This is a genomic window from Maribacter sp. TH_r10, assembly GCF_033101095.1.
Lineage (GTDB): Bacteria > Bacteroidota > Bacteroidia > Flavobacteriales > Flavobacteriaceae > Maribacter_A > Maribacter_A luteus.
On sequence record NZ_JAWMPY010000006.1, the window covers coordinates 172,966 to 190,699 of the forward strand.

17 protein-coding genes are annotated in these 17,734 nt (G+C 40.3%); 5 read left to right on the forward strand and 12 right to left on the reverse strand.

Going from position 1 to position 17,734, the window contains the following annotated elements:
• Window positions 1-28: 28 nt before the first annotated feature.
• The 7 genes from R3X28_RS14690 to R3X28_RS14720 all read right to left on the reverse strand — a co-directional run bounded on the left by R3X28_RS14690 (window position 29) and on the right by R3X28_RS14720 (window position 8,291).
• A complete protein-coding gene (locus R3X28_RS14690) occupies window positions 29-2,227 on the reverse strand; it encodes a xanthine dehydrogenase family protein molybdopterin-binding subunit (RefSeq protein WP_317665267.1) in 2,199 nt (732 codons plus the stop codon).
• A 30-nt stretch (window positions 2,228-2,257) separates the two neighbouring features.
• Window positions 2,258-2,725, reverse strand: coding sequence for a (2Fe-2S)-binding protein (locus R3X28_RS14695; RefSeq protein ID WP_282056683.1), 468 nt, complete (start codon window positions 2,723-2,725; stop codon window positions 2,258-2,260).
• A 193-nt stretch (window positions 2,726-2,918) separates the two neighbouring features.
• Complete coding sequence (locus R3X28_RS14700; protein WP_317665271.1) at window positions 2,919-3,419, reverse strand: cupin domain-containing protein; 501 nt, start codon at window positions 3,417-3,419, stop codon at window positions 2,919-2,921.
• 35 nt (window positions 3,420-3,454) lie between these two features.
• The gene (locus R3X28_RS14705; protein ID WP_317665273.1) at window positions 3,455-3,907 is read right to left on the reverse strand and encodes a nuclear transport factor 2 family protein; all 453 of its coding nucleotides are present in this window, start codon (window positions 3,905-3,907) and stop codon (window positions 3,455-3,457) included.
• Between the two features lie 21 nt (window positions 3,908-3,928).
• Window positions 3,929-5,005 (reverse strand): alpha/beta fold hydrolase, encoded by a 1,077-nt coding sequence (locus R3X28_RS14710; protein WP_317665275.1) that lies wholly within the window; start codon window positions 5,003-5,005, stop codon window positions 3,929-3,931.
• A complete protein-coding gene (locus R3X28_RS14715) occupies window positions 5,002-6,111 on the reverse strand; it encodes a carboxymuconolactone decarboxylase family protein (RefSeq protein WP_317665277.1) in 1,110 nt (369 codons plus the stop codon). The genes R3X28_RS14710 and R3X28_RS14715 overlap by 4 nt, the downstream gene beginning before the upstream one ends.
• Window positions 6,112-6,173: 62 nt before the next feature.
• Entirely contained in the window at window positions 6,174-8,291 is a 2,118-nt protein-coding gene (locus R3X28_RS14720) for a DUF5916 domain-containing protein (RefSeq protein ID WP_317665279.1), read from the reverse strand.
• A gap of 253 nt (window positions 8,292-8,544) precedes the next feature.
• Between R3X28_RS14720 and R3X28_RS14725 the strand changes: the two genes are divergently transcribed.
• Window positions 8,545-9,456, forward strand: coding sequence for a helix-turn-helix transcriptional regulator (locus R3X28_RS14725; RefSeq protein ID WP_317665281.1), 912 nt, complete (start codon window positions 8,545-8,547; stop codon window positions 9,454-9,456).
• A 42-nt stretch (window positions 9,457-9,498) separates the two neighbouring features.
• On the opposite strand, the gene R3X28_RS14730 is transcribed toward R3X28_RS14725, so the two are convergent.
• A complete protein-coding gene (locus R3X28_RS14730; RefSeq protein WP_317665283.1) occupies window positions 9,499-10,503 on the reverse strand; it encodes a sugar kinase in 1,005 nt (334 codons plus the stop codon).
• A gap of 65 nt (window positions 10,504-10,568) precedes the next feature.
• Entirely contained in the window at window positions 10,569-11,981 is a 1,413-nt protein-coding gene (gene mnmE / locus R3X28_RS14735; RefSeq protein WP_317665285.1) for a tRNA uridine-5-carboxymethylaminomethyl(34) synthesis GTPase MnmE, read from the reverse strand.
• Between the two features lie 134 nt (window positions 11,982-12,115).
• Between mnmE and R3X28_RS14740 the strand changes: the two genes are divergently transcribed.
• Window positions 12,116-12,532: a hypothetical protein gene (locus R3X28_RS14740; protein WP_317665287.1), complete on the forward strand. Its 417-nt coding sequence runs from the start codon at window positions 12,116-12,118 to the stop codon at window positions 12,530-12,532.
• A 75-nt stretch (window positions 12,533-12,607) separates the two neighbouring features.
• Window positions 12,608-12,973 (forward strand): DUF4870 domain-containing protein, encoded by a 366-nt coding sequence (locus R3X28_RS14745; RefSeq protein WP_154364830.1) that lies wholly within the window; start codon window positions 12,608-12,610, stop codon window positions 12,971-12,973.
• Between the two features lie 76 nt (window positions 12,974-13,049).
• Here R3X28_RS14745 and dnaN read toward each other — a convergent pair whose 3' ends face one another.
• From dnaN to R3X28_RS14760, 3 genes are all read right to left on the reverse strand, one after another.
• A complete protein-coding gene (dnaN, locus tag R3X28_RS14750) occupies window positions 13,050-14,168 on the reverse strand; it encodes a DNA polymerase III subunit beta (RefSeq protein WP_154364828.1) in 1,119 nt (372 codons plus the stop codon).
• A gap of 358 nt (window positions 14,169-14,526) precedes the next feature.
• A complete protein-coding gene (locus R3X28_RS14755; RefSeq protein ID WP_154364826.1) occupies window positions 14,527-14,814 on the reverse strand; it encodes a putative quinol monooxygenase in 288 nt (95 codons plus the stop codon).
• Window positions 14,815-15,645, reverse strand: a complete 831-nt coding sequence (locus R3X28_RS14760) for an S-adenosyl-l-methionine hydroxide adenosyltransferase family protein (protein ID WP_154364824.1) — start codon at window positions 15,643-15,645, stop codon at window positions 14,815-14,817.
• Between the two features lie 128 nt (window positions 15,646-15,773).
• Here R3X28_RS14760 and R3X28_RS14765 point away from each other — a divergent pair, with 128 nt between their 5' ends.
• Window positions 15,774-16,727, forward strand: coding sequence for a PhoH family protein (locus R3X28_RS14765; RefSeq protein ID WP_154364822.1), 954 nt, complete (start codon window positions 15,774-15,776; stop codon window positions 16,725-16,727).
• A 9-nt stretch (window positions 16,728-16,736) separates the two neighbouring features.
• On the forward strand, window positions 16,737-17,690 hold the full coding sequence (locus R3X28_RS14770) for a phosphoribosylaminoimidazolesuccinocarboxamide synthase (RefSeq protein WP_317665293.1): 954 nt from the start codon (window positions 16,737-16,739) through the stop codon (window positions 17,688-17,690).
• Window positions 17,691-17,734: the final 44 nt, after the last annotated feature.

Here is a 17,734-nt window from a genome sequence, read left to right on the forward strand (position 1 = left end):
CTTTTTTATTACGTTGTATATTGGTTTTTTAGCCGATTACCTGCCGTTCCGTTGCAAAAGGTTGATGGTAATACCGTTGTCCCGTGGCTTTGTACATGGCATTGGCCAATGCTCCGATTGCAGGGGGAAGACCTGGTTCTCCCAATCCGGTCGGGGCTATTTCATTCTCCACGAAGAACACTTCGATTTCTTCGGGTACTTGGGAATGGCGTATCAATTGGTACCTATCAAAATTCATTTCACTGGCCGCACCATTGGCAAAGGTCAGTTTACTGAACATTGAATGTCCTATACCATCGATAACCCCTCCTTCGACCATATTCTTGGCCGCATCCCTGTTCACGACAATACCACAATCAACGGCGCACCACACTTTTTTGATTTTCGGTTGTCCGTTTACCATTATCATGTCAAAGACTTCGGCAACATAGCTGGAATGGCAAAAATAGGCGGCCACGCCTCGGTATACCCCTGGTTTTTCTTCTCCCCAATTCGATTTTTCTTTTACCATTTTCAAAACGCCGGCATAGCGTTCCGCCTCATAATCATGTTCTTCACCAACGGGATTGTTCATGGCCCTTTCAAACAGTTCCAATCTAAAATCTATAGGGTCCTTACCGGCCAGTTCTGCTACTTCATCTAAAAACGATTGTTCGGCCCCTGCGGTAAAATTAGATCTTGGGGCCCTCCATGCCCCGGTTGTAATATTGGTTTCCCCATGAATTCTTTCCGCTACATAGTTTTCAACTGCTCCTGCAGGAAAACGTTTCGGAAATACTGGGCTTTCTGGTAATCCCGCACCTTTGACGGAAAAAGCGATAAGGTTATTGTTTTCATCCAATCCGGCCTTATACCTGGACCTATAGGTGGGTCTGTACGTTCCTTGGGACATATCATCTTCCCTGGTATATATCAATTTTACCGGAGCGCCGATTTTCTTGGAAATAGCAGCAGCCTCGACCCCAAAATTTACATAGAGCCTTCTTCCGAAACCACCACCGATCCGGGTCATGTTCACCGTAATATTCTCGATGGGCATATCCAAAAGTTTTGATACCGATTTCTCCATTGCCTCTGGGGTTTGGGTAGGACCAATGAGCTCCGCGGAATTTTCGGTGACATGGGCAAAGAAATTCATAGGCTCCATCGTGTTGTGGGCAATGAAAGGGGCGCTATAGGTTCGTTCTATAACTTTGGCTGCTTTTTTGAAGGCGGCATCTGGATTACCGTCTTTTCGTATTTCACTTGCTTTCCCCGATTCCAGGGCTTTTTCCAAGCGTTTGGTGTGGGTTTCGGAATCTTCCAATGCACCAACGGTTTCCCAATTGGCCTTAATGGCCTTTTTGGCTTGCATCAATGGCCAAGTGGATTCCCCGACAATGGCGATAAGTTGTAAAAACCCTTTTTCATCGAACATTCCTGGTTCTGGCAACGTAGTGTCAATAATAAATGCATCGGTAACCCCTGGCATGTTCTTGATTTCATCGACATTGAAATCCTTCACTGTCATACCAAACGCGGGTGGGTGCTGTATCATGGCAATTTTCATGCCTTTCCTCTTAAAATCCAATCCGAATAAAGGTTCACCTTTTAATATTTTCTTGCCATCTACATTTTTTTTGCTGGTACCTATCAGTTTGAAATCTTTTATTTCCTTAAGTTCAACTTCTTCGGGAATTTCAATACCTACTGCTTTCGAAGCTATTTCACCATATGAGACGGAGCGCTCACCATTGTTTTCATGAATCATTCCATCCTTGGCATCCACATCGGAAACTGCTAGTCCCCATTCTTTGGCAGCAGCCTCCATTAGCATTCTCCTACCTGTAGCACCTGCCATTCGAAGGGCGTTCCAGCTCAATCGTATAGAAAGACTTCCACCTGCGAATTGATTTTGATAGAACCCAGTGTTCAGAGGTGCCTGTTCAACAATGACATTTTCCCAAGGTATGTCGAGTTCTTCTGCAACGATCATGGGCATTGAGGTCTTTACATTTTGACCGATTTCGGGATTGGGGGAATAAATGGTCACCACTCCGGTATCCCCTATTTTTATATAGCCATTGATATCAAACCATTCTTTAGGAACGGCCAATCCGGTTTTTTTATCCGGAGTAGCAGGTACGCAACCATTGAGCCAGCTAAAGCCGATGAGCATTCCCCCACTTGCGGCTGCGGATATCTTCATAAAAGAGCGTCGATTATAGGAGGTCTTAATACGTGTCATTTTTATTTTTTTAGGTTGTAGAAGGTAATTTTAAGCGTTTTCCATATTGGATGCCGCTGTTTTTATAGCCTTTTTTATTCTGGTGTATGTACCACAACGACAGATGTTGCCATTCATGGAACCTTCGATTTCCTCATCGGTGGGATTCGGATTGCTGTTCAATAATGCGGTGGCCGACATTATCTGTCCGGCTTGGCAATACCCGCATTGATAAACATCATGTTCTAACCAAGCTTTTTGAACGGGGTGGTCAACATTTTCCGATAAGCCTTCAATTGTAGTGATTTCTTGATTGCCGACAGCGGAAACAGGCAATTGACAGGATCTTACCGCCATTCCATTTACGTGTATGGTACACGAACCACACTGGGCAATGCCGCATCCGTACTTAGTGCCGACAAGATCAAGATGATCACGCAGTACCCAAAGAATAGGGGTAGAGGGGTCAACTTCCACTTGTTGCGATTTTCCGTTGATATTCAAATTAAAACTAGCCATGATTTAAGTATAAGTGAATGAATGAGTTGAAGTTACGAAATATAATCCTAGATAAACCAGTAGGATTGTTAAGGTGTTGATTAAAAAAATGTTAAATACTTATTGAATTAATAATCAACCCCTTAGCGTAAACAGGTTGTGTTCAATTTTAATTTTGAATGTTTATATTATACAATGTATATGAGGCAATTGATTATTCTGTACTTGTTAGTGAATTATATTCCTCGTCGGTAACAGGACGTAGCCATTCCGTAGGGCCATATTGTCTACCCGTTATTGCTATTTGTACAAATTCCCTATCAATACTGGCACCATGCCAATGAGGGGTATTTGCAGGGCATTTGACCACATTACCCCTTTTTAATATCCGTTTGGGGCTTCCTTCTTCTTGATAGTATCCTTCGCCATCAGTTACAAGTAGAATTTGTCCGGCCGGGTGAAGATGCCAGTTACTTCTAGCTCCGGGCTCAAAATAAACATTACCCACTGCATTGGTATTGATACTATCCGCCTTGACCAATCCGGTTAAAAAAGCATTGCCGATAAAATTGCTATTTTCTATCTTCATTCCTTTATCATATAGTAAAGCGGAAGATTCGATAGTTGAATCCTTGTTTTTTGGGGAATCGATTTTACAGGCTATATTCAAAATTAGGGTAGTGGCCATTAACAGTATGATTACATTAGATCTCATAGGGTTGTTTATTTCTTTGATATTATTCCACCCACTTACTCCCGAACCAGAAGTTTGCTAAAGGTCAAATCGGCCAGTTTCCAAGTATCGTTTTCTTTGGTATACACTTCTGTTACCATAAACGGATTTGTTACTTCATTACCCCCGACAACGGCCACAAGGGTAATTCGGTTCCAGATTATTGCGGTGAATTCATTCAGCACTTCTATCATCACTTCATGTACATCTGCCTTTTTGTAATGAATGCCTCCACTTTTGATGATATCCACTTCACGGTCCTTGCCCCATGTGCCTCCCATATGAACGAATTTGGCCTTATCATGGAAAAGAATGGCAAGACTGTCAGCATTTTTGTCCGCCATCCATTGCCACTTTTTCATTGAAAGTTCTTTGATTTCTTTTTTTGTGTCAACTTCTTGTGCAACGGACCATTGAAGACTGATTAGTATGCACATAAACACAAATACTTTTGTCTTTGATTTTTTCATTGTTGTTTTATTTTATGGATATTAATCCAGTTTTTTCTCTTGTAGCCAACTTGACATTAAGTTCGCAATTTGCACGTTGTTCAAGTCGGAAAACGGGAAATGGGTATTGCCTTTGATTCCGATTTCCGGTAGGTGTACAACCGTTACATCTCCGCCATGTTTGTTTACGGTGTCGCTCCATAGTCTTGCCATTTCCAATCTTGCACGCCAGCCATCGATTCCAGGATTTGGATCGGGCTTCTCAGGAATATTGTCGCCATAGTATATAATGATAGGGATCTTCGTCAGTTTTAAAAATTCTTCCTTGGGAACACCGAGAGCTTCTAATTGACCTGCTGAATTTGCAATAGGGGAAGGGACTTCACCTTCTGGAAAAAGGAAACCCGAGCCAGGTTCATAAGAAACAATGGCTTTTATTTTCGGGTTTTTTATAGCGGTTGCCCATCCGAAACCTCCTGAATGTGAGTGGGTAACGAGAATACCTTCCCCGATTTTATCAAAAAGTTGGGATGCGGCATCAGTAACCACCTCCTTATCAAATCCTCCGATATTAGGGGTGATTTGCCTAAAATATTGATTCAAGGTTTCCTCATCTTTGGCAAACTGTACTTCTGGGAAATAGTTAGGCCATTCACCAATTCGAAATATATTGAACCAGAATTGCTCATCCGGGGTAGGTATAATGGTAGCTTGTTCTGTACTTCGGCCTGCATTTCCCCTTCTTGGTTGGTTCATTAAATAAACGCTGTAACCACGTCGTAAAAATATGTTCTGGTAGCCTTCCCGTCCGTCAGGTGTAGTTTCCCATGTTTTCGAAAATTGACCGAAACCATGCCACATGACCAAGGGGTATTTTCGGGTTTCTACAGGTATTTGGTAAAAAACGTAGGCATGGTCACCATGAAAAGTCTGACCTTCCGGTGTTCGCTCTATAGGGTCAAACGTGCCAGGATTCTTTATGACCGAACCACCAATGGCAAAGCTACCTTGTCTCTCTATCATAATCGGCTCTTGCTTTTCGGAAGTTTGTGCCCTTAGATGATTAAGAGGTACTAATGAAGCAAGTACTATTCCAAGTAGTGCAATTGGTTTTTTCATTGTTTTGATTTTTTGAATATTCCATCCATGGTTTCTACATCCAAACTTTCCATATCCACTAGCCGCAATGACTTTACCATTTTAACCGTTGAGGTTTTATAATGTTTGAAATGCGGTGTTTGCAGGTGGGATTCATATGCGCCTAAATCGGCATAGATTTCCAAAATCCTTAAATGACAAGGTTTTTCTTCCTCAAACATGGGAAAAATAGAGATGACCCCGGCCTCTAATTCTACTGAAGCTGCTGCTTCTTCCTTCAAAATAGCCTTGTACTCGTTAAGAAATTCGGGATGTACTTCTATTTCTGAAATGCGGATGATGAATTCCGATTTGGTTTCTTTTGGTTTGTCCCTTTTGTTTTCGTCAGCATCTTCGATAGAAAGTTTAAGACTATCGAGTAATTGATCCAATACTTGTTTTGCTGCGCTTGTTTTATTCTTTTTGATGTATTGCTCCGTAATTTTAACCAAATGAGATAGTTGATTCGGGGTTATTCCTTGTACCAAACAGATATTCATATGGGAGCGTATCATGGGTTCTACCTTGCCTACGGCAATGAGGGCTGCTACCGTGACAAGTTCACGTTGTCTAAAATTGAGTACATCGCGTTCAAATATATCGGCGAAGAGATGTTCTTTTAAGAAAACCTCTATCTCTGGGGAGAACTGGGCATATGCTTTTTGGGGTCCGTTCAACTTTGCATTGACCAGTTTTTCCAAGTTTTCTTTACCACGATCATACTTAGGCCTATTGTCCTTGATAAGGGAAGCTTCTTTTCCCATATCATCGATGATACCTCGCGCCTTTCGTTCATCCAGAACCGCAATTGCCGTTTGGAGTCCTCTAATACTTCGTGGAAAACCACAATAGGCATAAATATGCACGATAACCTCTTTGATTTCATTTACTGTTAAACCCACTTCTAGTCCATCGGTAATGGCCGTTTTAAGATTTTCCAAATCTCCATTTGCGGTCAGTGTCGAAATGGTAACTATTGATTTTTCTTTCGCTGTCAGGACTTTGGGTTCACCTACATTTGAATAAAGGGTAAGGCTCATCAGAGAGATCAGACAGGTTAGCAATTTTAACGTTAACGTATTTTTCATGATGGCAATACTTAGGATTTATTCAAACTACAAATTAGGCTTTTTTATCCATATCGATTATTTTAAAGATTCAACCAATAAGTAAGTTTTAGGTTGATGGACCGAAACCTAGGGGCGAAAATTTCGGTGAAATAATTATCGTTGTAGACCAAATATAGATCTGACAACGGAGCAAAACGCCATTGGAGGCGAGAATTGATACCCAGATTGTTTCGTTGATTGCTGTATTGTATCAATGTAGACCAGAACAGCTTTTTGTTGAAGGTCACGTTCATTCTGGGCGTAACCAACCAAATATCGGCACTTTCATAAGGTTCTGGTAGTCGAATCCCGTCATAATCAATCGCCATGCTAAACTGCATCCAAGGTTGTATTCTATACGCAATTTGTCCTCCTAAAGAGACAATATCCCCATTGTAAAAACTACCCACAGTGGCATTGGCCCCATAGGTGAGCAGTTTAGTGTTGTTTGATTGGTATTCAAAATTGAATCGGTTAAAGCGATAGTCAGAGTTGATGGGTAATGGTACGGCATTCTCTGAACGGGTTGGGTCAAATTCATTGGAAAGAAAAATGTATTCATTGGAATAACCTAAGGTTAAATCGGATTGATTTTTAAATTCAGCAATCCAAGATGCGATTATTCGATTGTCCGTTTTTTTAAAATCACTGCTTGGTTTCCAGTAGTCGTTATAAATAACCTGAAAACTATGTCTGTTCAAAAAATCCCTGTTTTTGGGATACAAATACCGTTGGACCAATGTTCCGAACTTAAAAATATCTTTTCGGGGCATATACCCTAAATCTGCCTGAAAACCTTCATTTACATAAAATGCCTCACTTCCGATATACCAATTGTTCTTGTTGTAAACCAAGGCGGCTTGTGAAGCAAGATTACCTTTAGAATCGTTTGGTTGAAACGACTTATGTACATAGAACCTACCCGCCCATGTATTATCTTGGGTCGCCAAATTATAGTCAGCCCCGATTACCCTGTTATATCTTTCACTGTCATCCAAGAAAACATAGTCTCCAAAAGTCTGTCTGTTCACTATGAAAACCCCAATATTGGAGCGGCTTCCCAACTTTCTTTGCAAGGCGAACATCATATTGTTGTCAGAGGCAATTTCATTATCGGGGTCTTCTTCGGTCTGAAGGTTTAAAAATCCTAACCGCCAATCTTTGTTTAAGTTTCCACTAAGACGGGCACCGGCAATTATTCGATTTTGGATTAAATTCCCGGAAGGATCCCTTGCCAATCCAATTCGCCTAGAAAAAAACGGACTGCCTTCACTGAAGTAATTTCCAAAAGAAGAAAATAGATCACTATTATCAATGAAGAATTGTCGTTTTTCAGGTAATAAAATTTCAAAACGTGTTAGATTGGTGAAAATATCATCTACTTCGACATTACTGAAATCGGGGTTAAATGTAAGGTCAAGGTTCATACCATCACCAATTGCAATTTTGGCGTCACCACCGACTTTTAAATCTGTTTTGGAGTCATCGGTCACATAGTCTTTATCACTGAGTGTATTAAAATAAGGTATTAAGGCGAAGGGGGTTCTCGATTTGCCTAGGGGATTTTCAAATCTGAGTTCCCCCATATAGGCCAAGCTTGAGAGTTTTTGCTGTTGGGGTATACGGTTCCAAGTGGTTTGTTCGTTAGATTGGTGGTTCCAGCGATAGGGACGAAAGCGCCATTTTGTAGAACCCTCCGCAAATTTTAGTGAGGTAAAGGGTATGGCGATCTCTATAGTGTAATGGTCATCGAAGCGCTGGGCCTCTGCTTGCCATTTTACATCCCAGGTGTTGTTAAAATCATCGCCACCTGCAGAGACCAAACCTTCCCGTCGCACTCCGTAAGGGGTAACCCCAAAAAAGAAAGCCGTATTGCCATCACTGAAAGTGTCGAACAACAAAGAAAAATTATCATTGGTCAATGCACTAAAATCCCTTTTTAGAGAGGAAACCACATAGTTGCCATTTGCCGCTTCGGCACGAACGCCTATAAAGAGGGTTTTTTTGGAATAAAGAATTTTGAAACTTGATTGGTATTTGGCCTGCTCGTTATCGGAAGGAAAGTATTGCCAAAAGTGCCCACCTGTTTCAGCTTCTTCCCAAACAGCTTCATTCATATTACCGTCCAATACAATTTCTTCCGTGATGTATTTGGCCATATGGCTTTTTTGGACATTTTGGCCTAAGGCAATATTAAACCCAAACAATAGGGCACCTGTTAAAAGAACCTTTTTTAGATTTAGATTATATGTTATTCTGGATTTGTCCGTAACCATATTCCAAAAGTATTGATTGGATACCCGTTAAGTAATACCCAGATTACGGATGTTCATACCATTATTACGGATTTTACGATTGTTGTTTTAAATACTGATATCCAATATCTTATATTTACTTAAATTAAATTGGGTTATGGCTAATATTTTACATGTAAATTCGGTTGCCGATTATTTTAAATTGCGCAGATGTGTGGTGTTGCACCCGTTGGTAGGGATAATCGATTTTAATGATTTGGGCGAAGAAGGATATACCAATGATGGATATGATGCCTTTCATTATAAGTGTTACGCCATATTTTTAAAGGATGCTATGGGGTGTAAGATCACCTATGGAGGTAAACCCTATGATTATGATGAGGGTACCCTTGTTTTTTTGAGTCCTAACCAAACGATTGAATTAGGTGATTATGATCCCAATTACGTACCTAAAGGATACGCATTGTTATTTCATCCGGATTTGCTATTGGGAACCGATTTAGGAAAAAAAATGGACAACTATAATTTTTTCTCATATTCGACCAAAGAGGCGCTCCATCTTTCTGCAAGGGAAAGAAAAGTGATATTGGGGCTATTCGAAAAAATTCAATTTGAACTTGATCAGAATCTAGATAAGCACAGTAAAAAATTGATTGTGGCCAACATTGAGCTTTTTCTGGATTATTGTGTGCGTTTTTATGACCGTCAATTCCTTACAAGGGAGAATGTAAATAAGGGTTCTTTACAGGAGTTCGACAGTTTGTTGATGAACTATTTTACATCGGACAAACCACAAAAACATGGTACACCTTCTGTAGGATATTTTGCCGATCAACTTCATCTTTCTTCCAATTATTTTGGGGATATGGTCAAAAAGGAAACCGGGAAATCCGCACAGGAATATATTCAGGATAAATTGATAGAGGTTGCCAAGGAGAAGGTTTTTGATCCGGCAAAGTCAATAAGTGAGGTGGCTTATGAACTTGGCTTTAAATATCCACAGCATTTTAGCCGACTTTTTAAACAAAGGGTTGGGTATTCCCCCAATGAATTTAGATCGTTGAATTAGGTTTGGGTATACTGTTCTTTCCCAATTAATGAAAGTGCCCTGTTATCTTCGAATGGCCCCAGAAGTATCACCCCTCATCAAGCTTATTACGTTGTCTAAGGATACGATATTCACATCGCCCAAAATTGTATGTTTAAGGGCACATGCCGCAGTGGCAAAGTCCAATGCTTGCATATCTTTCCCATAATGCAATAGACCATAAATTAGTCCGGCTGCATATGCATCTCCCGTGCCCACACGATCCACAACGTGGGTAACGTTCAAGGTCTCGGTTTTGATATATTCCGTACCGTTCCACATTTTACCTTGAATTTGTTGGTGTGATGCACTTATGGATCTTCTGGTCTTTCCCACTACTTTTTTGATTCTTGGAAAGGTTTCCATTAGTTGTTTGGCCATAAACCGAAATTTGTCCCCGGTTTGTCCAATGTTGAACATCTCATGAATGCCCCGACTGCTAGTGATTACAATATCACAATGCTCTACCAATTTCGGCATTACTTCTTGCATGGTTTTCCCATACTTCCACATATTTTTACGGGAATTAATATCCCCTGAAACGGTTATGCCCATTCTGTTCGCGGTTTTAATGGCTTCCAAACAACACATTGCGGCCCCATCGGAAATGGCCGGTGTTATTCCTGTCCAATGAAACCAATCCGCATCTTTAAGAACAACTTCCCAATCGATCATCGAAGGTTCTATTAAAGAAAAGGAAGACCCTTCCCTTTCATAAATGACTTCACTAGATCTATGAACGGCACCTTTTTCCAGAAAATACTTGCCTATCATATTTCCACCATAGATAATGTGTTCGGAGCTCAACCAATGTTTACGTAAGAATTGTGTGGCCGCCTTACCAAGTGCGTTATCAGGGAAACGGGTTACATGGGCCGCTTTCATACCAAGATAGGCCAATGATATGGCTACATTTGCCTCGCCACCCCCATAAACAAGATCAAAAGAAGTTGCTTGGGAAAATTTTGAATACCCCGGTGGGGACAATCGCATCATTACTTCTCCGAATGTTATTACTTTTTTGGGCATACTATAATTTAATTGGTTGAAAGTATTGATAAATTGAGCGATTCCAAGGCATTTTTTTGTAATGGTTATTTCCCGATACAGAAATTTGCAAAGATATTTCCCAAGAGGTCATCAGAGGTGATCTCACCGGTAATCTCACCAAAATGGTACAAGGCTTGGCGAATATCTATGGCCAAAAGATCTCCGGATATCCCATTATCGAGTCCGAATTGAACTTTTTGTACTTCTTCCAATGCTTTTAAAAGGGCATCATAGTGGCGGGTATTGGTGACAATGGTCTCATTGTTTCGCAAGGCACCGGTATTCACAAAATGCAGAAGTTGGTTTTTTAGGGCTTCGACTCCCTCACCGGTTTTGGCAGAAATCATTTGAAAGGTAGTACCATCGACATTGGTAAGGAGTTGCTTTAGGGATTCCCTTTCCTTTTCACTTAGAATATCGATTTTATTCACTAGGATAACTAAAGGTTTATCTGGATGTTTGGTGGCTATTTTACCAACTTCGGTCTGTAGGCTTTTAAGGTCTATTTCCGACTTTTTGAATTCTTCGGCACTATGAAGAAACAGGACTACCTGGGCCTGGGTTATTTTTTCAAAGGTTTTTTTTATGCCGATATTTTCGACCACGTCCTTGGTCTCGCGAATACCTGCGGTATCAATGAAACGGAAACCAATACCCCCAATGTTCATTTCATCCTCAATGGCGTCGCGGGTCGTACCTGCAATATCGGAAACTATGGCGCGCTCTTCGTTCAACAGGGAATTCAGTAGCGTTGATTTACCTACATTGGGTTCCCCGACAATAGCCACGGGAATTCCGTTTTTGATCACATTACCGACAGCAAAAGAGTCGATCAATCTTTTCAGGACTTCTTGGATCCTATTTAAAAGTGCCTTGAATTGGGAACGGTCGGCAAATTCAACATCTTCTTCGGCAAAATCGAGTTCGAGTTCGATCAAGGAGGCAAAATTCAATAGTTCGTCCCGCAACATTTTGATTTCGTTACTGAAACCACCACGCATTTGCTGCATGGCTATTTGGTGTGATGCTTCGTTTTCACTTGAAATTAAATCGGCTACGGCTTCTGCCTGACTCAAGTCCAGCTTTCCGTTCAAGAAGGCACGAAGGGTAAATTCCCCCGCATCGGCCATTCGGCATCCCTTACGAAGGAACAATTGGATGATCTGTTGTTGAATATAGGGTGATCCGTGACAGGATATTTCGATTACATTTTCCCCTGTATAGGAATTAGGGCCTTTGAACACGGAAAGTAAGACCTCGTCCAAGGTTTTCTTTCCATCCATAATATGGCCTAAATGAATCGTATGACTTTTCTGCTGGGTAAGATCCTTCCCATGAATGGATGTAAATACACTATTGGCCAATGTAATGGCATCCTTGCCCGATACCCGAATTACGGCAATGGCCCCAGCACCTGCAGGTGTCGCTAACGCAACAATAGTATCCATAGAATTCATGAGATGTTATTTTAAGGCAAAAATAGGCAAATCAAGGCTATATTTCATGGCTGTTAACGTCGTGTTATAATATTGAATAGCAATCATTGAATTTTATATATTCGCCCCAACATTAACCATATAATTTTATTAGAATGAAACAGATTATCTTCACTTTATTATTTGTCATTGCCTTTCAGGTATCATCGGCACAAACCGAAGTCCGTAACACTTCCGATATAGAAAAGGAGGCCGAGTTAGAGCGGAAAGCGGTAATCAAAAAGGTCGAAAAAGAAGAAAAGAAAGCCGCTAAAAAAGAGAAAGAAGCGAAAAAGGAAGCCAAGAAAAAGAAACAGGCCGATAAATTGGATCAAAGTATAAGGGAAAAGCAAAAAGCCATTGCTAAAAATGAACGTAAAATAGTATCCTTAGAGGATAAATTGGAAAAAGGAAAGGCAAAAGGTAAATTATCTCCTGTTGATATTGAGAAGATGGAGGCTAAGAAAGAAAAACTTAAGGCTTCAATAGCCAAGGATAAGGTAAAACTTAATAAACTCAATAAGGATAAATAGCCTTAGGGTTCTTTGTAACAAAAACTTTGTTTTTGCGTCTTATATATAGTTATTCATCTAAAATCAATCAAAAAAATGGAAATTATAAGCAAAAACATCACTTTTCGAGAAGATCGGCAACTTTTGGTCATTACACATTTGACCCAATATTTAGATTATGTAACGGGGTTTGGAGGTCTTATTGTACCCCTGATCCTTTGGCTTACCAATAAGGATGCGGTTCTTGGAATGAACGAACATGGTAAATCTGTCATTAACCTACAATTGAGTCTTATCCTTTATTTGGTAATAGGTATACCGAGTATCCTTTTATTGGGTCTGGGAATATTACTGTTGGTTTTCGCAGGGATGCTTTCCTTGATCATGCCCATTGTGAATGCCGTACGGGCCAGTAATGGGGAATCACCAAGTTACTTCGGAACGATCCGATTTATTGCTTAAGAAACATTTTTACTTAAAATAAAAAAAGACCACTATCTCAGTGGTCTTTCTTATTTGGAATGTGGTCGATGATTTCTTAGCTGTTCAACATTACCGGCATAACCAACATGGTCACATGTTCGCCTTCATCCAAACCATCTGTAGGGGTTAGGATACCTGCCCTGTTGGGTAAACTCATTTCCAAGGATACTTCATCGGAATTCAAGTTGTTCAACATTTCGGTCAAAAACCTTGAATTGAAGCCGATCTGCATGTCATCTCCATGGTAAGAACAGGTTAAACGTTCTTCGGCCTTATTGCTATAATCAATGTCCTCGGCTGAAATATTCAATTCCGCACCAGCGATCTTTAACCTGATCTGGTGTGTGGTTTTGTTAGAGAATATAGATACTCGCCTAACTGAACTTAGGAATTGATTTCTGGCAATGGTCAATTTATTGGGATTTTCCTTTGGAATCACCGCTTCATAATTCGGGTATTTTCCATCTATCAATCTACAGATCAGTTCGGTGTTCTCAAAACTGAACTTGGCATTACTGTCATTGTATTCAATGGTAACTTCGGATTCACTACCAGCCAAAATCCCTTTTAATAAGTTCAATGGTTTTTTGGGCATGATGAATTCTGCCACTTGGGAAGCGGTAACGTCCGCTCTTTGGTATTTCACCAATTTATGGGCATCTGTGGCCACAAAGGTCAAATGCTCAGGGGAAAACTGAAAGAACACACCGCTCATTACCGGTCTAAGGTCATCATTCCCGGCAGCGAAAATGGTCTTATTGATGGCGGTGGCCAGAATATCGCCCATAATAACGGTAGAACTGGGGTTGGCCAATTCAACAGCCTTGGGGAATTCTGCCCCATCTGCATATGCCAAGGCATATTTACCATGGTTACTGCTTATTTCAACAGTGTTGTTATCTTCCACAACAAAAGTCAATGGTTGTTCCGGAAAGGTCTTTAAGGTCTCCAATAATAATTTTGCGGGTACCGCAATGGTTCCTTCGTTGTCAGAATCTACTTCGAGAACAGTGCTCATTGTGGTTTCTAAATCGGAGGCTGAAACCGTCAATTTATTCTGCTGTAAATCAAAAAGGAAATTGTCCAAGATCGGAAGGGTGTTACTGTTATTGATGACCCCACCTAAAACCTGAAGTTGTTTTAGTAAATAAGTACTGGATACTATAAATTTCATTCGATGTTCTTTTTTTCTGAATTACTTTTTGTTCGATTTTTTTTTACTGGCCATGCACCCTTAAATTTTATTGAACATGCCTTACGCAATCAAACAAAGATATTTTAATTGTCCTTTTTAAGGAAACAAACTTATCAACACTCACCTTTCCGTATGTATGTCCCTTAATTAAAATAAAACAATGATCCGCATGCAGGTAAAAACGTTGGTATCGACCGTAAATAGTACAGTGGGTCATATTTTAAAAACACGGTATCGAATATCGGACAAAAAAAATCTTATTCCCCATTCATTTGTAATGTTTATAAGTCTAAGAAATCCAAATTGCCAAACCCCGAATATATGGTACATTTTTTTCTCAATGCCTTTTTTGCAAACTCCATGCTTCCGGTTTGTCACTGAACAATATTTTGGTTTTGCCCCAAATTGTTTTGAATACTTTCGAATTTCGATAGGCATTCAAATGATCTTCACTTTGCCAATGGCTATAGGTGAAAAAGACGTTGGGGTTTGCAATGTCCTGTAATAAATCAACAGAAATACATCCTTCAAAATTGCTTATCAATTCATTCGAAGCTTCAAAAATTCCCTCAAATTCGTGTATATGTTCTGTCTTGAATGTCAGTTTTACGATACGTACCAGCATTTATAAAAAATTTATCGTCACGGTATCCCTATAATCCAACCCTAATAAAGTGGAGGCCCCACCAACGGTTTTCAGGTTACTTTTATAGATTGCCAATTCAATATACCCTGAAGAATTAAAAAGCGCGAGCAGGTCACCGGCACCTTTTCTTCTGTTACGATCTAATTCATAATTAACGATTTCACTGTAATTATTGAGGATTTTAGTAATCAAACTGGTTCTTGCGTGCAATTCGAAGGAGCGTCCTTTTCTATAGGCCTCGAAAAGACTTTTTTGAATATTTGTCACCACATTGCCATAGTTGTCTATATAAATGATACTGCCTATGATTTTTTTACCATCATCGGCGATACGTGGTGAAAAGTCCCTAAGGTCTTTCAAAGTATCCAACGACTTGCCAACAACCTCCAAGGTACCCCCTCTAACTATATGGCAGGCCACTTTCACAAAAACATCCAACACGGGAAAAGGGCCATTTTCGGTATTGGGTAAGTTGATCTCAAAGACTTTTTGGGGCTTTATCTCGGAAATGATCAAACCGATCACCCCATTATCCGCCGTAATGAAATAGTGACCGTCGATAAGTACGACAATATGTTTTATTTCCGGAGTGGCTTCCGAATCTACACCAACGATATGAATGGTGCCTTTTGGGAAGCTTTGATAAGAGTTTTTAAGAATATATGCACATTCTTGAATGTTGAACGGACTAACGTTATGCGAAATATCAACAATCCTTGCATCGGCGAGTTCTTTGTAGATAGCGCCCTTCAAAGCTCCTACAAAATGATCTTTTAATCCAAAATCGGTCGTTAATGTTATGATTGCCATACAGCAATGTTGATATGTTTTTGATTCGTCAAACCTAAATTTTACTTAAGTTTGTTAAACAAAATTAAACAAAAAAACAGCCAAGTGAAATTATTATTACAGGCATTAATTTAACACCCCACCATTTTTTGAACGAACTTATTCTAGAACTTATCGAGATTAGTCCAAGGGAGTTTTTTGGACAGGCAAACGAAAATATTGATATCATTAAAAAGTATTTCCCGAAACTGAAGATAGTAGCTCGGGGAAATAAAATAAAAGTATACGGAGACGAGGAACTTTTAGAGGAATTCGACAAAAGGTTCGACATGCTTTCCCAACATTTCATAAAATACAATAAGTTGGACGAGAATAGTATAGAACGCCTTTTGACCAGTAACGGAAAAGAGGATTATGAATCCCCTGAAAATAGTGGAGCTGTTCTGGTACATGGGGTTAGCGGTCGCTTGATCAAGGCCCAGACCGTTAACCAACGTAGATTGGTAGATGCCTCACTTAAAAACGATATGGTCTTTGCCATTGGTCCCGCAGGAACGGGTAAAACCTATACCGGAGTCGCTTTGGCCGTAAAGGCACTCAAGGAAAAACAGGTAAAACGTATCATTTTGACCCGCCCAGCAGTTGAGGCAGGGGAAAACCTAGGTTTTTTGCCCGGTGATCTTCAGGAAAAATTAGATCCCTATATGCAGCCTTTGTACGATGCTCTTAGAGATATGATCCCGGCTGAAAAATTAGCGCATTTTATTGAAAACGGAACCATTCAAATAGCACCGATGGCCTTTATGAGGGGGCGAACTTTGGATAATGCTTTTGTTATCTTGGATGAAGCCCAGAATACCACACATGCGCAAATGAAAATGTTCCTTACGCGTATGGGTAAAAATGCCAAATTCCTGATTACAGGTGATCCAGGTCAGATAGATTTACCTAGAAGGGTGATTTCCGGGTTAAAAGAGGCCTTGTTGATTCTTGGCAATGTCAACGGAATCTCCATGATCTATTTAGATGACAAGGATGTCATCCGTCATAAATTGGTCAAAAAAGTAATTGATGCTTACAAAAGCATAGAACATCAAAATTAAGCATTCACTATGGGTAATACGATAACCGATACAAATTTCAATTTTCCAGGACAACAAAGTGTTTATAAAGGCAAAGTGCGGGAGGTGTACCGTCTTGAAAATGACATCATGGTTATGATAGCCACTGATAGACTTTCAGCTTTTGATGTGGTAATGCCGAAGGGAATACCCTATAAAGGACAGATCTTAAACCAAATCGCCACTAAAATGATGGCAGATACGGCCGATATTGTTCCTAATTGGTTAATGGCTACCCCAGACCCTAATGTGGCCGTGGGCCATGCTTGCGAGCCTTTTAAGGTAGAAATGGTTATACGTGGTTATCTATCGGGTCATGCGGCCCGGGAGTACAAGGCTGGCAAAAGAATGCTCTGTGGTGTTCCCATGCCCGATGGTATGAAAGAGAACGATAAATTTCCCGAACCCATAATTACCCCGGCGACAAAGGCAGAAATGGGCGATCATGATGAAGATATTTCAAAGGAGGATATCCTGAAAAGGGGAATTGTTTCGGAAGCTGATTATGCTGTGCTTGAGAAATACACGAAAGCATTGTTCCAAAGGGGAACCGAGATTGCTGTCGTTAGGGGATTGATTTTGGTCGATACCAAATATGAATTCGGAAAGACCAAGGATGGTAAAATCGTTTTGATAGATGAAATACATACACCCGATTCCTCACGTTATTTTTATGCCGAGGGTTATCAGGACAGACAAAATAGGGGAGAGGCCCAAAAACAACTTTCGAAAGAGTTTGTTCGCCAATGGTTGATCGGTAATGGTTTTCAGGGATTGGAAGGACAAACCTTACCCGAAATGACCGATGCCTATATTGAAACGGTTTCTGAGCGCTATATTGAACTCTACGAGAATATTACCGGGGAATCTTTTGAAAAAGCCAATATTTCGAATATTCAGGAGCGTATTGAAAACAATGTCGTGAACTACTTGAAAACGAGATAAAGGAAAAGACGTAACAGCCTTGTAGAAAGGTGTTTTGATGTAAT

Bases quoted from the DNA above. Each gene is read 5' to 3' on its own strand.
- R3X28_RS14695 (WP_282056683.1), bottom strand. From the start codon at position 2,725: ATGGCTAGTTTTAATTTGAATATCAACGGAAAATCGCAACAAGTGGAA.
- R3X28_RS14760 (WP_154364824.1), bottom strand. From the start codon at position 15,645: ATGGCAATCATAACATTAACGACCGATTTTGGATTAAAAGATCATTTT.
- R3X28_RS14715 (WP_317665277.1), bottom strand. From the start codon at position 6,111: ATGAAAAATACGTTAACGTTAAAATTGCTAACCTGTCTGATCTCTCTG.
- dnaN (WP_154364828.1), bottom strand. From the start codon at position 14,168: ATGAAATTTATAGTATCCAGTACTTATTTACTAAAACAACTTCAGGTT.
- R3X28_RS14755 (WP_154364826.1), bottom strand. From the start codon at position 14,814: ATGCTGGTACGTATCGTAAAACTGACATTCAAGACAGAACATATACAC.
- R3X28_RS14710 (WP_317665275.1), bottom strand. From the start codon at position 5,005: ATGAAAAAACCAATTGCACTACTTGGAATAGTACTTGCTTCATTAGTA.
- mnmE (WP_317665285.1), bottom strand. From the start codon at position 11,981: ATGAATTCTATGGATACTATTGTTGCGTTAGCGACACCTGCAGGTGCT.
- R3X28_RS14770 (WP_317665293.1), top strand. From the start codon at position 16,737: ATGGGTAATACGATAACCGATACAAATTTCAATTTTCCAGGACAACAA.
- R3X28_RS14725 (WP_317665281.1), top strand. From the start codon at position 8,545: ATGGCTAATATTTTACATGTAAATTCGGTTGCCGATTATTTTAAATTG.
- R3X28_RS14705 (WP_317665273.1), bottom strand. From the start codon at position 3,907: ATGAAAAAATCAAAGACAAAAGTATTTGTGTTTATGTGCATACTAATC.
- R3X28_RS14720 (WP_317665279.1), bottom strand. From the start codon at position 8,291: ATGGCCAAATACATCACGGAAGAAATTGTATTGGACGGTAATATGAAT.
- R3X28_RS14700 (WP_317665271.1), bottom strand. From the start codon at position 3,419: ATGAGATCTAATGTAATCATACTGTTAATGGCCACTACCCTAATTTTG.
- R3X28_RS14745 (WP_154364830.1), top strand. From the start codon at position 12,608: ATGGAAATTATAAGCAAAAACATCACTTTTCGAGAAGATCGGCAACTT.
- R3X28_RS14730 (WP_317665283.1), bottom strand. From the start codon at position 10,503: ATGCCCAAAAAAGTAATAACATTCGGAGAAGTAATGATGCGATTGTCC.
- R3X28_RS14690 (WP_317665267.1), bottom strand. From the start codon at position 2,227: ATGACACGTATTAAGACCTCCTATAATCGACGCTCTTTTATGAAGATA.
- R3X28_RS14740 (WP_317665287.1), top strand. From the start codon at position 12,116: ATGAAACAGATTATCTTCACTTTATTATTTGTCATTGCCTTTCAGGTA.